General features: G+C 52.8%; 10 protein-coding genes, 1 tRNA gene and 3 pseudogenes. 11 read left to right on the top strand and 3 right to left on the bottom strand.

Annotation, left to right across the window (positions count from 1 at the left end; all coding sequences use genetic code 11):
• Nucleotides 1-78: 78 nt before the first annotated feature.
• From psaA to E1H13_RS24840, 9 genes and pseudogenes are all read left to right on the top strand, one after another.
• Nucleotides 79-762: pseudogene (gene psaA, locus E1H13_RS24880) on the top strand (photosystem I core protein PsaA); the annotation flags it as partial.
• A gap of 57 nt (nucleotides 763-819) precedes the next feature.
• A pseudogene (psaB, locus tag E1H13_RS24875) lies at nucleotides 820-3,051 on the top strand (photosystem I core protein PsaB).
• Nucleotides 3,052-3,175: 124 nt separating this feature from the next.
• Nucleotides 3,176-3,718: a photosystem I reaction center subunit XI gene (locus E1H13_RS24870; protein ID WP_169617666.1), complete on the top strand. Its 543-nt coding sequence runs from the start codon at nucleotides 3,176-3,178 to the stop codon at nucleotides 3,716-3,718.
• Between the two features lie 278 nt (nucleotides 3,719-3,996).
• Nucleotides 3,997-4,197 carry a photosystem I reaction center subunit VIII gene (gene psaI / locus E1H13_RS27525; RefSeq protein ID WP_169617665.1) on the top strand — a complete coding sequence of 67 codons (201 nt, stop codon included), beginning with the start codon at nucleotides 3,997-3,999 and terminating at the stop codon, nucleotides 4,195-4,197.
• A 49-nt stretch (nucleotides 4,198-4,246) separates the two neighbouring features.
• Nucleotides 4,247-4,729, top strand: coding sequence for a Photosystem I reaction center subunit III (locus E1H13_RS24860; RefSeq protein ID WP_169617664.1), 483 nt, complete (start codon nucleotides 4,247-4,249; stop codon nucleotides 4,727-4,729).
• Between the two features lie 32 nt (nucleotides 4,730-4,761).
• Complete coding sequence (locus E1H13_RS24855) at nucleotides 4,762-4,893, top strand: photosystem I reaction center subunit IX (protein ID WP_169617663.1); 132 nt, start codon at nucleotides 4,762-4,764, stop codon at nucleotides 4,891-4,893.
• A gap of 313 nt (nucleotides 4,894-5,206) precedes the next feature.
• The gene (locus tag E1H13_RS24850; protein ID WP_169617662.1) at nucleotides 5,207-7,153 is read left to right on the top strand and encodes a response regulator; all 1,947 of its coding nucleotides are present in this window, start codon (nucleotides 5,207-5,209) and stop codon (nucleotides 7,151-7,153) included.
• 19 nt (nucleotides 7,154-7,172) lie between these two features.
• Nucleotides 7,173-9,698 carry an ATP-binding protein gene (locus E1H13_RS24845; RefSeq protein ID WP_169617661.1) on the top strand — a complete coding sequence of 842 codons (2,526 nt, stop codon included), beginning with the start codon at nucleotides 7,173-7,175 and terminating at the stop codon, nucleotides 9,696-9,698.
• Nucleotides 9,688-10,062, top strand: coding sequence for a response regulator (locus E1H13_RS24840; RefSeq protein WP_169617660.1), 375 nt, complete (start codon nucleotides 9,688-9,690; stop codon nucleotides 10,060-10,062). The genes E1H13_RS24845 and E1H13_RS24840 overlap by 11 nt, the downstream gene beginning before the upstream one ends.
• A gap of 520 nt (nucleotides 10,063-10,582) precedes the next feature.
• On the opposite strand, the gene E1H13_RS24835 is transcribed toward E1H13_RS24840, so the two are convergent.
• Nucleotides 10,583-10,930, bottom strand: coding sequence for a hypothetical protein (locus tag E1H13_RS24835; protein WP_240966841.1), 348 nt, complete (start codon nucleotides 10,928-10,930; stop codon nucleotides 10,583-10,585).
• Nucleotides 10,931-11,496: 566 nt separating this feature from the next.
• Between E1H13_RS24835 and larB the strand changes: the two genes are divergently transcribed.
• Nucleotides 11,497-12,279: a nickel pincer cofactor biosynthesis protein LarB gene (gene larB, locus E1H13_RS24830; RefSeq protein WP_169617658.1), complete on the top strand. Its 783-nt coding sequence runs from the start codon at nucleotides 11,497-11,499 to the stop codon at nucleotides 12,277-12,279.
• Nucleotides 12,280-12,322: 43 nt separating this feature from the next.
• Here larB and E1H13_RS24825 read toward each other — a convergent pair.
• Nucleotides 12,323-12,395, bottom strand: a tRNA-Arg gene (locus E1H13_RS24825).
• Between the two features lie 199 nt (nucleotides 12,396-12,594).
• On the opposite strand from E1H13_RS24825, the gene E1H13_RS24820 reads away from it, so the two are divergent.
• A complete protein-coding gene (locus E1H13_RS24820; protein ID WP_169617657.1) occupies nucleotides 12,595-13,263 on the top strand; it encodes an Npun_F0813 family protein in 669 nt (222 codons plus the stop codon).
• Nucleotides 13,264-13,527: 264 nt separating this feature from the next.
• On the opposite strand, the pseudogene E1H13_RS24815 reads toward E1H13_RS24820, so the two are convergent.
• Nucleotides 13,528-14,271, bottom strand: a pseudogene (locus tag E1H13_RS24815) (SLC13 family permease); the annotation flags it as partial.
• Nucleotides 14,272-14,349 lie beyond the last annotated feature (78 nt).

The following is a 14,349-nucleotide window of genomic DNA, read 5'->3' as shown; positions in this document are numbered from 1 at the left end:
TCAACTTCCCGGTGAGTATTTACACTCGGCTGGGGCCAGAATCTGAGGAACCTCCTTAGAAATGAGCGAACCGGGAGCATTCAATTAGGCACAGCTGATTTTCTGATTCACCACATCCATGCCTTCACCATCCATGTGACGGTGCTGGTACTACTGAAAGGGGTACTGTTTGCCCGCAGTTCTCGACTTATCCCGGACAAGGGCGAACTGGGCTTTCGCTTCCCCTGCGATGGGCCAGGGCGAGGGGGCACCTGCCAGGTGTCTGCCTGGGACCACGTGTTTCTAGGCCTGTTTTGGATGTATAACTCCCTTTCGATTGTGGTTTTTCACTTCTTCTGGAAGATGCAGTCAGACGTGTGGGGTACGGTGAATGCCGACGGCACCATATCCCACATTACCGGCGGCAACTTTGCCCAGTCATCAATTACTAATAACGGCTGGTTACGAGACTTTCTCTGGGCCCAGGCTTCCCAGGTGATTGCCTCCTATGGGTCGGCCCTATCGGCCTATGGGCTGCTGTTTTTGGCCGGGCACTTTGTCTTTGGCTTTAGCCTGATGTTTTTGTTCAGCGGCCGTGGCTACTGGCAAGAGCTGATTGAGTCTATTGTTTGGGCTCACAACAAGCTGAAAATTACCACCGCTATTCAGCCCCGGGCCCTCAGTATTACCCACGGTCGGGCTGTGGGAGCCGCTCACTATTTACTGGGGGGCATTGTCACCACCTGGGCCTTTTTCCTGGCGCGGATGGCGGCAGTGGGGTAACCCCTTGGGTGATTTGACGAATTGCATTGTTTGACATTCGTACCTGTTTTTTGAACCATGGCGACAAAATTTCCAAAATTTAGTCAGGATTTGCAGCGAGATCCGACCACCCGTCGGCTCTTCTATGCGATCGCCACCGCCCATGATTTTGAAAGCCACGATGGCATGACCGAGGAGAATCTGTACCAGCGGATTTTTGCCTCTCACTTTGGTCACCTGGCCATTATCTTCCTGTGGATTTCCGGCATTTTGTTTCATGTGGCCTGGCAGGGCAACTTTGAGCAGTGGATTCAAGATCCGCTCAACACCTCTCCCATTGCCCATGCCATCTGGGATGCTCAGTTTGGCCCAGCTGCGATCGAAGCCTACACCCAGGCCGGGGCCATGAACCCGGTGGATATCTGCTACTCCGGGGTGTATCACTGGTGGTACACCATCGGCATGCGTACCAACAACGACCTGTTTACCGGGGCCATGTTTTTGCTGCTGCTGGCCGCGGTCATGCTCTACGCCGGGCGGCTTCACTTGCAGCCCAAATATCGACCCAGTCTGTCCTGGTTTAAAAATGCCGAAGCTCGGCTCAACCATCACCTAGCTGGGCTGTTTGGGGTCAGCGCCCTGGCTTGGACCGGGCACCTGGTGCATGTGGCCATTCCCGAATCCCGGGGTCAGCATGTGGGCTGGGATAACTTCTTGGCCGTACGGCCCCACCCGCAAGGGTTAGCCCCGCTGTTTTCGGGTGATTGGGGAGCCTATGCCCAAAACCCAGATACCGCTGGCCACTTGTTTGGCACTGCTCAGGGGGCAGGCACTGCCATCCTCACCTTTTTGGGGGGCTTTCACCCTCAAACTGAGTCCTTGTGGCTGACGGATATGGCCCATCACCACCTGGCGATCGCGGTGATTTTCATCGTGGCAGGGCACATGTACCGCACCAACTTTGGCATCGGCCACAGTATCAAAGAAATGACTGAAGCCCTGCAAGGGCCTGGGTGGAAAGGCTTCTTCATTGCTCCCCGCACCGGCCGTGGCCACCAGGGGATCTACGACACTTACAACAATTCCCTGCATTTTCAGCTAGGTTGGCACCTGGCCTGCCTGGGGGTGGTCACCTCTCTGGTGGCCCAGCACATGTATGCCATGCCGCCCTATGCCTTTATGGCAAGAGACTACACTACCATGTCGGCCCTCTATACCCACCACCAGTACATCGCCGGATTTTTGATGCTGGGGGCCTTTGCCCACGGCGCTATCTTTCTGATTCGCGACTACGACCCAGCGGCCAATCGCGACAATGTGCTGGCCCGGGTGCTGGACCACAAAGAGGTGATCATCTCCCACTTAAGCTGGGTCTCGTTGTTCCTGGGCTTCCATACCCTCGGCCTCTATGTACACAACGACTGTGAAATGGCCCTGGGCAGCCCCGATAAGCAAATTCTGGTCGAACCTGTGTTTGCCCAGTGGATTCAGGCCATCCATGGCAAGACCCTTTATGGCATCAGCACCCTGCTGTCAAACCCCGACAGCATTGCCAGTACTGCCTGGCCCAACCATGGTAATGTCTGGCTGCCCGGCTGGCTAGAGGCGATCAACAGCGGCACCAACTCGCTGTTTTTGACCATTGGCCCTGGGGATTTTTTGGTGCACCATGCGATCGCCCTTGGCCTGCATGTCACCACCCTAATTTTGGTGAAAGGCGCTCTGGATGCACGGGGTTCAAAGCTGATGCCCGACAAAAAAGACTTCGGCTACAGCTTCCCTTGCGATGGTCCCGGTCGTGGCGGTACCTGCGACATTTCCGCCTGGGACTCTTTTTACCTAGCCACTTTCTGGATGCTCAACACCCTGGGTTGGGTGACCTTCTACTGGCACTAGAAACACCTGTCAGTGTGGTCGGGCAACGTGGCTCAGTTTAACGAGAGTTCGACCTATTTAATGGGCTGGTTCCGCGACTACCTGTGGCTCAACTCGGCCCAGCTGATTAACGGCTATAGTCCAGCCGGTACGAACAACCTGGCTGTTTGGGCCTGGATGTTTTTATTCGGCCACCTGGCCTGGGCGGTCAGCTTCATGTTCCTGATTACCTGGCGGGGCTACTGGCAAGAGCTGATTGAGACCCTGCTATGGGCCCACGAAAACACACCCCTATCCTTTGGCTATCCCAAAGATAAGCCCGTAGCCCTGTCTATCGTGCAGGCCCGCCTGGTGGGGCTGACCCATTTCACCGTTGGTTACATTGCCACCTACGGCGCGTTTCTGATCGCCTCTACGGCGAGTCGATTTCCTTAACACCATTGACCGGGGGCGATCGCTCCCCCGTTCTCCAAGCTGCGGACTCTCCTCGTCCCAGATCAGTCCTGGTCGAGGTTCAGCGACCAGGACTTTCTCCACTTTTGAACTATGAGGCAAGCTGATGACTTCGACGCAAACTCCCCCCTGGGCCGATGCTTACGACTATGACGACATTATCCAACCCTACCAGGGCAATCCCGAGCTCGGTAACCTGGCTACCCCGATCAATAGCTCTGGCCTCGTCAAGGCTTACATCAACAATCTACCTGCCTACCGCCCTGGCCTCAGCCCCTTTCTGCGGGGGTTAGAAATTGGTATGGCCCACGGTTACTTTTTGGTCGGGCCAGAAGTCGTCGTCGGCCCCCTGCGAGAAACCGCCCACGGAGCTAACCTCAGTGGTCTAATTACCGCCATTTACATTACCGTATCTGCCTGCTTGGGCATTTCCATCTTTGCCCTATCCACCTTCCAAGGCGATCCTAGGGGGGCCTATAACTCCCATTCCCAAGACCGCTTGCGCCCCCTACGCAACAAAGAGGACTGGTTTCAGCTCAGTAGCGGCATCCTCCTGGGTTCCATGGGTGGGGCTATTTTCGCCTACCTGCTTCTAGAAAATTTTGATGCTCTCGACGCAATGCTACGTGGGGCCGTCAATGTGAGCTAACGGGGGAAAGGTGTCAGGTGTTAGGTGTTAGGTGCGAGGAACGGCGAAACCCTAAACCGTGAACCGTGAACCGTAAACCCAGTTCCCGAATAACCCACCTCTGCCCACTTCGACAGGTTGCCCCTCCGGGGCCGCTACACGCTAGCGAAGCCATGCCGCAGGCTATACAGCGCAGGCCTCCCAGGAGGAGATGCCGATACCCAATACCCAAATAACCCACCCCTGCCCCTCCCAGGAGGGGATGCCGATACCCGATACCCAAAATCAAGGAGTATTCCATGGCTGACATGACTCAACTGACCGGGGCCTATGCTGCACCTTGGCTACCCTGGATCATGATTCCAATGATCTTTTATATTTTGCCATTTCCCATTTTCGCCATCATTTTTCTTTGGATTGAGCGGGAGTCGAATGGCGACACAGCTCTAGGACAAGATTCAACTCAAGCAGCAGATGCCTCTGCACCGAGGCCACTTTAAGTCTCCGCTGCTCCTATACAATGCCCTACTTTACCTAGGAGGATGCTCCATGAAAACCTTGTTAGGAATTTTGTTGATGATTGCCATCTGGCTCAGCTGCATACCCGAAGCTAGGGCCATGGGGGATACTCATTTGGTTCCCTGCCAAGATTCCGCAGCGTTTATCACCCGCATGGAAAATGCACCTGAGGGCTACTACTTTGATCAGCCCTATCAGGCCTATGCTGACAATTTACTCTGCGGTGACGATGGCTTACCCCATCTACAACTGCGGTTTGATCGCGCCATAGATATCGCTATCCCCTTTGGCATCTTTTTCTACTTCGCTGGATTTGTGGGGTGGTCTGGACGATCGTATTTAATCGCCAGTAAACGTCGTTCTAAGCCAGAGGAAACCGAGATCTTCATTGATATTCCTTTAGCTATTCAATCTTTTGCCAAAGGATTGCTATGGCCCCTACTAGCCTTCAAAGAACTGTCCACGGGTCAGCTAACTGCAAAGGATAGTGAGCTTTCCGTATCTCCCCGCTAACGTTACCCAATCCTAGTTCAGGAGACATACCGATGTCGGCTTTAACCAAATATTTTACCAGCGCCCCAATCATGGCCACCCTGACTTTAATCATTTTATCCGTGGTAATGATTGTATTGAACTATCTGTTTCCAGGATTACAATACGGTACTTACTTTCACTAAGGAGATTCCCAAACAGAAAAATCCTTGATTCATACCAAGTCCAGATCGAAATCCAGGGTTTTCCTACAGGTAAGACCCCAGGTCTGGGCTTGGATTGGGTCTATTATTTGCACCAACCTATTATGCTTCAGACTCCGAGACTAGGCGACTTCAGCTAGCAGTTAAAGTATTTATCTCAAAGTTTATTAACTTTAATAAACTTTGATAAGATTTTATTAATTTAATTAATAATAACATTGTCAAATTATTTTATCCCCATATTCGTCATCAACCAGTCATGGGTTGATTGGTGTTGCTATCTAGGCATAAAACAATGAGGATACTACTCGTTGAAGATGATGACTCCATCGCCAAGGTGCTAGAGCAGGGCTTTGTTGAGGAGCACTATGCTGTCGATGTTGCCAGAGATGGTCAGTTGGGCTGGCAATTGGTCAATGCGTTTACCTATGATCTAATTGTGCTGGATGTGGTTTTGCCCAAGCTGGACGGCATTCAGTTCTGCCAGCGGCTGCGAGATTGCGGTCATCAGATGCCAGTGCTGATGGTGACGGCTTTAGACTCTAGCAGCCGCAAGATTGCTGGTCTCGATGCCGGTGCTGATGACTATATTACTAAACCCTTTGAACTTGACGAATTACTAGCCCGAGCCCGAGTGTTGCTCAGGCGGGCCACGGCACCGATGTTGTCTCTGCTGGAATGGGGAGATTTGCAGCTCAATCCCAATTCCCAGGAGGTGACCTACGGCGACACAACGCTCAATTTAACTCCCAAAGAGTACCGCCTGCTAGAACTATTTCTGCGTAAGCCCTCCCAGGTATTTAGCCGCAGCGTGATTATCGACAACCTGTGGAACTGTGGCGAAGCACCGGGGGAAGATACGGTGACGGCCCACATCAAAGGGCTGCGGCGCAAGCTGACCGCAGCAGGGGCCCCCAGTGATCTGGTAAAAACGGTCTACGGTGTGGGCTATCGGTTAAAACCATTCGCTTCTTCGGAGAATGGCTCCCCCGAGATGACCGCAAGCCCTGGGCAACCCCCTCAAAGGCCTGCGAAGAGCTCTCCCCCTGAGTCGGCGCGATCGCCCCAAGCCCAGCGACAGCAGACCCAGTTAGCGCTGCGATCGCTCTGGAGCAGGGTCAAAGGCCACCATGAAGACCGGCTGGCCACGGTCAAGCGAGCGTTGGCCGCCCTGGATAATCATGGGCTGCCCGCTGACCTCCACCAAGAAGCTCACCGAGCAGCCCACAGCCTCAAAGGAGCTTTGGGGGTATTTGGTCTAACCATTGGATCTGACCTGGCCCACCGGATAGAGGAGCATTTTTCCTATGCCCTACCGCTGACCCCCACCAGTCGACTGCAGTTGTGGAACTGGGTCACGGCCCTAGAGCAAGAGCTGGCCAAAGGCCCCGCCAAGACTCCGCTTTCTAGCCAGCCGCCTACGCAGTCGCTACTGACCATCGTCGATGATAATCCAGGCTTGACTCAGGCTCTGGAACTGGCTGCCACAGAGACGGGCTGGGTCGTCGAGAGGATTTCAGAGCTGGCTGACTTGCAGAGGTTTCAACAACAGGTCATGGGGAGCCATCCTACCGAACAGACCCAGCTTCAGCTCGGGCTGTTTAACTGTTGCTTGAGCCAAATCCCCCCCGCCACCCTGGCGCAGATTTCAGCGCTAATTCCCCCTACCCTGCCTGGATCGGTTTTAGTGTGCAGTGCCGACGGCAGTTTACAAAACCGGATTAAGGCAGCCCAGCTGGGTCAAATCACCTTCTTGCACAACCCTGATGTGGGCCAGATTCTAGAACGGGGGCTACTGGAGCGATCGCGCCCTGGCCCGGCCAAAGTGCTGATTGTCGATGATGACCCCCATGTACTGGCCGCCCTGCGGACTCTTTTGGAACCCTGGGGAGCTCAACTGACCACCCTCAACCAATCCACCCATTTCTGGCCAACGCTGCAGACGACCGCCCCTGATTTACTCATCCTCGACATCGAAATGCCAGACTTCAATGGCATTACACTCTGCCAAGTCGTTCGGCAAACCCCCCACTGGCATCAGCTCCCCATCGTCTTTTTGACCGCCCACACCGATATCGCCTGTAAACATGCCGCCATGCTAGCCGGAGCTAACGATGTGATTGATAAAACTTTGACTGAATCTGATCTAGTTCAGCGTCTATTGCACCACCTAGGACGAGTCTACCCAGTGCCCCCCCCGGTAGTTCGCCCCAAAGACCACTTATCTCTGGCTATCGGTTGAGACCCAGGCCCCTTCTACCATGTTGTCTTACCTTAGCGACTCTAAACCTACCCCCGAAGCTCTGCTGCACCGAATGACCGACCGCATCCGTCAGTCCTTAGAGCTGTCAGAGATTTTGTCTGCCACCGCCACCGAGGTGCGCACCTTCCTCAAAACCGATCGCGTCAAACTTTACCGGTTCGAGCCCGACGGTAGCGGTGAAGTGGTTGCCGAATCTGTTCAGGGGCAGAAGTTACCGTCCCTACTTGGCCATCGCTTTCCCGCCGAAGATATTCCCCAAGAGGCCCGAGAGTTATTTCTCATTACCCGTCAACGTCACATTGTCAATGTAGCCGAACAAGAGATCGGCATTAGCCCCCTGCTTCACGCCCAGACCCAGCAGCCTCTCAACCCAGACATCTGGTTTCGCTCGGTTGACCCCTGCCATGTCGAGTACCTGACCAACATGGGGGTACAGTCGTCCCTAGTGGTACCCGTGCTGCATGACCAAACCCTGTGGGGGCTACTGGTCGCTCACCACACCACCCCCCGCCGCATCAGACCCAGGCAGCTAGAGGTGGTACAGTTGGTCGCTGACCAGGTATCTGTTGCCCTGTCCCATGCGCTGTTGCTCAGCCAAAGCCGCCGCCAAGCCCAGTACGAAGCCGCCGCTAATCGGGTTATTACCCTGTTACACCACACCCCCACCCCGGCTCTCCAACCAGCCTTAGACGAAACCGTAAAGGCACTCCAGGGAATAGGCGGCAGACTCTACTTGCCCCTGCCCCAACTGGGCACCCGCAACCAACTGCTAATTACCGGACAACAACCAGACCCACTGGTCCCCAAGGCCACCAGCCAGCGAGTGAGTTCAGGAGGATCTGCTGGGGCGCGATCGCCTACTGTGCAGCCCTTAGAGCAACACCAGGCCTGGCAATCTTGGTTACTGAATGAGGCACCTACCAGACCTGGAGAACGGCTTTGGGCCATCCACAACTTGGCTGATTCCCAGGCGCCCCCATGGCTCAAGTCTCTACTGCAATCTCAAGGGATCGGCGGCATCCTAGTGGCGCAGTTATTTTATCACAATCAGCACCTGGGCTATCTCACTGTTTTCCGCCAGGCCCTTAATGTAGAGACCATCTGGGCCGGTCGCCTCGATAGCAGTGACCCCCGTCAGCAGCGACCCCGCCAGTCCTTCGATACCTGGCGGGAGTTGAAACGAGACCAAACTCAGCCCTGGACGACAGACAATATTGACCTGGCCCATACCCTAACCCACCACGTTGCCCAAGTCATTTACCAAAACCGCCTCTACGGTCAGATTCAAACCCTCAACACTGAACTGGAAGGTCGGGTTTTGCAGCGCACCCAGGAACTAGAACAGGCCAATGCCGACTTGACACGAGAAATTCAGGAGCGAGAAAGCACTCTCCAACAACTTCACATCGCCCAAGACTCACTCAAACGCCTAAGCCACCAAAACGAACTCATTTTAGAGTCGGCTGGTGAAGGGATTTGTGGGTTAAATTTTCAGGGTGAAATCACCTTTGTCAATCTAGCGGCAACTCAAATTCTAGGGTATGCCAAGGAGGCTATGCTGGGCCAGTTTATGCATCAGCTCATAGCACCTAAAACATCTGATGATTTATCCTATGAATGGGAGCATAGTCCCATATTTAAAACTCTAAAACACGGTAGCCATAACCGGGGCTCAGGAGAGCATTTTAGAACTCAACAAGGAGAATATTTTCCAGTGGAGTATATCAGCAGCCCCATTGAAGATGGTGGCCATATTTCCGGTGCCGTCCTGATCTTCAAGGACATTACTGAGCGTCAGATGATAGAACGACTGAAAGATGAATTCATCTCGGTTGTCAGCCACGAGCTTAGAACTCCCCTAACCTCTATTCGGACAGCCCTTGGACTCTTAGCCCACGATAATCTCGACGTCTCTGAAAATAAACGCCGACGGATGATGGAAATTGCCTTTTCCAATACCAATCGACTCGTGCGACTTGTAAATGACATCCTCGACATAGAGCGAATTAAGTTGGGTAAAGTCACACTCAAAAGACAAACTTACGACCTAGCTAAGCTGATCGATCAGGCGGTGGATGAAATGCGAGCCATTGCTGACAAAAAAGAGATCTATATTACCATTTCTTCAGTTTCTGTTGAACTTTGGGTCGATCCAGATCGTATCATTCAAACCCTAGCCAATTTACTCAGCAATGCCATCAAGTTTTCTCCTCGGAGATCTGTCGTGAAAGTCGAAGCCAATCTCGAGCCAAAAACAGAAAAACCTCATCCCGAGAGTGTTTTAATCGCCGTTCACGATCAAGGTAAAGGTATTCCAGAGGATAAGTTGGAAGCTATTTTCGACCAATTTGAACAATTAAATGTTTTAGACGACGAACACCAGGGAGGTACTGGTTTAGGGCTAGCTATCTGTCGAAGCATTGTAGAAAAGCACAGCGGCAAAATCTGGGCAGAAAGCATCTTAAACCAGGGCAGCACCTTTTTCTTTACCCTACCCATTTATAAAATAGCCCATGACCAATAAGCGGATTCTCATTATTGATGACGAGGCGGACATTCGAGAAGCCACCCAAATGTGCCTTGAAATTACCGGAAAGTGGGATGTCATTGTGGCAAGCTCTGGCTATGAGGGCTTGATCAAAGCGGCTGAGGAAAAACCGGACGCAATTTTATTAGACATTATGATGCCTGGCATGGACGGCTTAGCGACCATGGCAAAATTGCGGGAAAATTCTGACACGGCTCGAATCCCTATCATTCTACTAACCGCTAAAGCACAATCTAGTGAGCAGCGACAGTTTAGCCAGCTTGACATTGCAGCGTTAATCACCAAGCCCTATGACCCCTATAGTCTGTCAGATCAAATATCTGAAGTCCTGGCCAGATGATATCGTGAGTAGCTTCCTAAGATTTTCAGATTGTTTGTTTACTATTAAACCTATTCTCATTGATGCACATAGTAACTAGTTCTTCGGAACTCTACTATGCAACGACTCAATCCTCCTAATTCTCCGCAGGGGGGAGGTATTCCTCCTGCGGATGTTTTTTCTCACTGCGTGTCATCTATTAAGGTGATGCTTCCTTTGTCATGAATATACTATTTTTTGAGTTCTCTAACTTGCAACTAGCTAATGTTTCAGTCTCCCTATCACCAGTGTGGAGGCTGGGCCAACTATTAGCACCCTGGACAATTTTAGCTCTATTTGCCTGGACAGGATATTTAATTCTGCGGGACACAATCAGATACTCTGTTGGTTTGCATAAAATTCCCTGTTCGAGGTGCAAATTCTTTACTGGCAACTATCGGCTTAAATGCACTATTCATCCCAGCCTGGCCATGTCAGAGGCAGCGATTAATTGCGCCGATTTCTGCCGCCACCCTGACATCAAATGAACGCAGGAAAGGTCTTACTGGGCTGAGCCCTGCAAGGTGCTCTCCCCACCCGAGAGTTCAACTAATGCCATTTGAATAAAGTTCGAGGCCACCTCTGCCGAGGTCTCATGGGAGGCAAACACAATGGCCAGACTATCGTCCCCAGCGCCATAGCACAGGACTCGAAAAGAACCATCTTCAAAATAGCCGGTACGGTCAATCGGGCCTTGGTCAGACTCCACCCCTAAGTCAGCGATAAGCTGATCCGCTAACGCCAGACAGCCATCCACGTCTGTCTCCAGCAGTTGGTCGCCACTGGCAATTTGGGGCCGGGCCAATGCGGGCCAAGCCAGCCCCAGTACCCCAAGACTAACAAGACCCATAGATAATAGATGCCGTTTCATAATCAAGAAGAATAACGTCAGGACAGTGATCACCCAGCTACCTCAGAATGCCCAAACCAACTCAGGCAGAGCACCCTACGGCAAACGGTGCTGATTTGGCTATGGGCCGGAAACCCAGCTATACCCTGGCTCCAGCTTTACGCATAGCCATTTGACTGAGCTTAAGTCGAAGCCTTGAATCAGCACCATTCCCCCCTCAAACGAAGGGCAGGCAAGGTTACTAACTTATGTTTACAAGACCACCAAGCGGTTTCCGGACAGCTTCACTATCCCCAAATAACAGCTCAGCGCCCCTGACTACCATCTCGGCATCCATCCTAGAGGTAGGGAGTAAGGGTGCCCGCCAATCAAGCTAAATAAAAAGCGCCAGAGCTGAGTCTGGCGCTTGGGGTGTTGAGGAGTGAACGATTGTTTTAACTATAGGGACGATATGTGTCGCCCAGGTCACTGGGTTATGTCAACTCTGTGACAATCTGATTTTTTCTACCATCGGCTTGTTCTGCATCGGCGCGGTAGCGTAGATAAGTACCTTTTCTGGGTGTTCTGTGACTCAGCCTGATGCTTTGCGGGCGCTACTCAATGCGGTGGCTCAAGGGCAGCTTAGCCCCGATCGCGCCTTCGACCAAATCAAATATTTCGACTTTGAGCCGATTGACGACTTTGCCAAGGTCGATCATCACCGCTCCCTGAGAACTGGTTTTCCAGAAGTGATTTGGGGGCCAGGGAAAACAGTAGACCACATCGTTCAGATTATGCGCAGCCTGCACCGCCGCAATCCAGTGGTCATGGCTACCCGGATTGAACCAGAGGTCTATCAGCAATTACGCCAGCAGATCCCGGAAGCTCTGTATTATGAGGTGGCTCGCATTTGTGCCCTCGTTCCCTTACATTGGCAACCCCGGCATCCTGGCACCATTGGGGTGTTGACAGCCGGCACCGCAGATTTACCAGTAGCTGAAGAGGCCGCTATCACAGCTGAGCTATCCGGGTTTGTGGTCAAACGTCTTTGGGATGTGGGCGTAGCCGGATTACATCGCTTACTGGGTCATCGCCACTTGATCGACCAGATGGACGTGCTGATTGTGGTCGCTGGTATGGAAGGGGCGCTACCCAGTGTTGTGGCTGGGCTAGCCCATTGCCCGATTGTGGCAGTACCCACCAGTATTGGCTATGGCGCTAGCTTCCAGGGAATTTCTGCCCTGCTGACCATGCTCAATTCCTGCGCCCCTGGTATTGGCGTTGTCAATATTGACAATGGGTTTGGCGGTGCCATGCTAGCCGGACAAATCCTGCGCACAGCGGCTCGGCTCAGCAATCCGTCGGCTTAGACGATTTCGAGGAAAGGCTGTTCTTCTACTGGCATGCACTTAACGGGCCATGCTGGACTCGAACCAGCGACCGACCGCTTAGAAGGCGGTTGCTCTATCCACTGAGCTAATGGCCCTAACAATCACTCACTTATTTTAGAGGATTACCCTGCCGCCAGAGTAGAAATGACAGCTACAATAAGTCATCCAAACAGAGACAACAGGCACTTAAGTGCGGTAATCAGGGTAACGTTTACACACTCTGGCCGTGGTGCTGCTCTTTACCGTCACCTACAGCGGGTCTTATCCCTCAGTTAGGAGTCAGCAGGCAACCCCATGTTCATCCTCAAGCGGCAGGATGTTGACATCAAAATGATGCGACATCCCAAGAAAGATCAGCAGATTCCGGTTTTGTCCTACCAAGGGCAAACCTTTCGTCTGTTGAGTATGTTTACCTCTGCCCAGGAAGAGGACGCTAGAGCCCTATGGCGGGATCTAACGGATAACCGGGGCAAAGCCTGTGTGCTGCTCGAAGAGGCTGATCGCTTTAGTGTTTGGGGCAAAGTTCGGATTGATCAAACTGCCGACACGACCGCCAGCCAGCGAGTTGCATCAGCCAGTGAGGTCAATATCAAAGCCTGCCTGCTAATTTTGCAAGTGCTGTATATGGATGTGGAAGATCTGCTGGGCCATAAGCAGGCCAAGCAGTTTGAAACTGACATTGGTCAGGTATTTACTGAATGGCACTTCCCCCAGACAAATACGCCCCAAGCCATCAAAACGTTACTGACGGTTGATCCCCTAGCCATGCCCCAGCTTCCCCCCTGGCAAGATCATCATCTGCAGCGACTCTTGGAAGAAACCCACCGCATTGGCAAAGATTACTTTGGCAATGCCAACTTTGTGATGCGGGCCTTAGAACCTTTAGAGGATTTGGCCACCTCTGAGCAAACGCAATTTCGCCAGTGGTTGCAGCGATCGCCCGCTGGGAAGCTCTGGCTCTAACTACAGTATCAAGCCTAAACATTAGGATACTCGGAGGTCGGGTGAAACGAAGTGAAACTCAACCGCAGTCAGCCTTGTTGGGTTCTAGCTGACGCGCCACCCAACCTACAAATTTAGGGCTGACAGCCCCCTAATACTCTGCAGCATAAGTCGGCCAACCATGCCTGATACCTGACACCTAGAACCTGACACCTAAAACCTGACACCATTAGCAAGGGAGGGCATATTTCTGCCAGCCGATACTCGTGAACTAAAGTAGGCGGTTCACTTCGGTAACGCCGCTGATGTTAAGCCCCCTACCCAAACATAGGTAAGGCCCAGCGTCATCAAGGTCAGCGGTGCCCCAAACCGAAAATGCTGCCAGAAGGAAAGTCGATACCCTGCTGCCGCTGCCGCCTCTACTGTAATTAAGTTGGCAACTGCCCCAAATAAGGTTAGATTTCCGGCCAGGGTAGCCCCCGCCGCTAGCAGTAGCCAGCTTTGGGTGGCTTCCGGTGAAATTAACCCCTGCAACAGTAACACCGCCGGTACATTGGAAATCAAATTGGATACAATTGCTGTCACCGCCAGTAGCCCTGCTGGGTGAGCCACCCAGGCGGACACCCCAGCCAACAGGTCAAGTTCCTGTACGCACCGGGTCAAGATAAACAGGCCTGAAAACATCACCAGCAGTGACCAGTCAACCTGTTGCAATACGCGCTGGGGCTTAATGCGCCGGGTCACTAGTAGTACGGCTGCCGCTAAAAATGCCGACTCTGCCAGGGGTAACCCAACGACAAAGGCGACCAGCAGCAGGCTGGCAACAATCAAGGTTTTGATCAGCACGGGTCGATAGACCCGAAAACGAGGTAGGTGCGGCGGTGGACAGGGGTGAAGCGATCGCACGTCTGGATAGAGCAGCCAGAGCAACCCCACCTGTAGCCCCAATCCGACCATGGCCACTGGCGCTAGGGCCAATGCAAATTCACTGTAGCTGATGCCCGAAAACGACCCCACCAGAATGTTTTGCTATCAAATGTCAATTACTTTGGCGGGTCGCGTCAATTAGATTGACGGGTTAACGCCCTCCGAATAGCCCCCTGTGTA

Source organism: Nodosilinea sp. P-1105, from assembly GCF_012911975.1.
In the GTDB taxonomy this organism is placed as follows: Bacteria; Cyanobacteriota; Cyanobacteriia; order Phormidesmidales; family Phormidesmidaceae; genus Nodosilinea.
The sequence above is the reverse complement of the archived record's forward strand: the minus strand, read 5'-3'. Positions and strand labels throughout refer to the sequence as shown.

What these genes read in the sequence shown, in the direction of transcription:
- E1H13_RS24835 (WP_240966841.1), bottom strand. Translation starts at nt 10,930, where the DNA reads ATGGGTCTTGTTAGTCTTGGGGTACTGGGGCTGGCTTGGCCCGCATTG.
- E1H13_RS24860 (WP_169617664.1), top strand. Translation starts at nt 4,247, where the DNA reads ATGAAAACCTTGTTAGGAATTTTGTTGATGATTGCCATCTGGCTCAGC.
- E1H13_RS24820 (WP_169617657.1), top strand. Translation starts at nt 12,595, where the DNA reads ATGTTCATCCTCAAGCGGCAGGATGTTGACATCAAAATGATGCGACAT.
- E1H13_RS24855 (WP_169617663.1), top strand. Translation starts at nt 4,762, where the DNA reads ATGTCGGCTTTAACCAAATATTTTACCAGCGCCCCAATCATGGCCACC.
- E1H13_RS24840 (WP_169617660.1), top strand. Translation starts at nt 9,688, where the DNA reads ATGACCAATAAGCGGATTCTCATTATTGATGACGAGGCGGACATTCGA.
- E1H13_RS24850 (WP_169617662.1), top strand. Translation starts at nt 5,207, where the DNA reads ATGAGGATACTACTCGTTGAAGATGATGACTCCATCGCCAAGGTGCTA.
- E1H13_RS24845 (WP_169617661.1), top strand. Translation starts at nt 7,173, where the DNA reads ATGTTGTCTTACCTTAGCGACTCTAAACCTACCCCCGAAGCTCTGCTG.
- E1H13_RS24870 (WP_169617666.1), top strand. Translation starts at nt 3,176, where the DNA reads ATGACTTCGACGCAAACTCCCCCCTGGGCCGATGCTTACGACTATGAC.
- psaI (WP_169617665.1), top strand. Translation starts at nt 3,997, where the DNA reads ATGGCTGACATGACTCAACTGACCGGGGCCTATGCTGCACCTTGGCTA.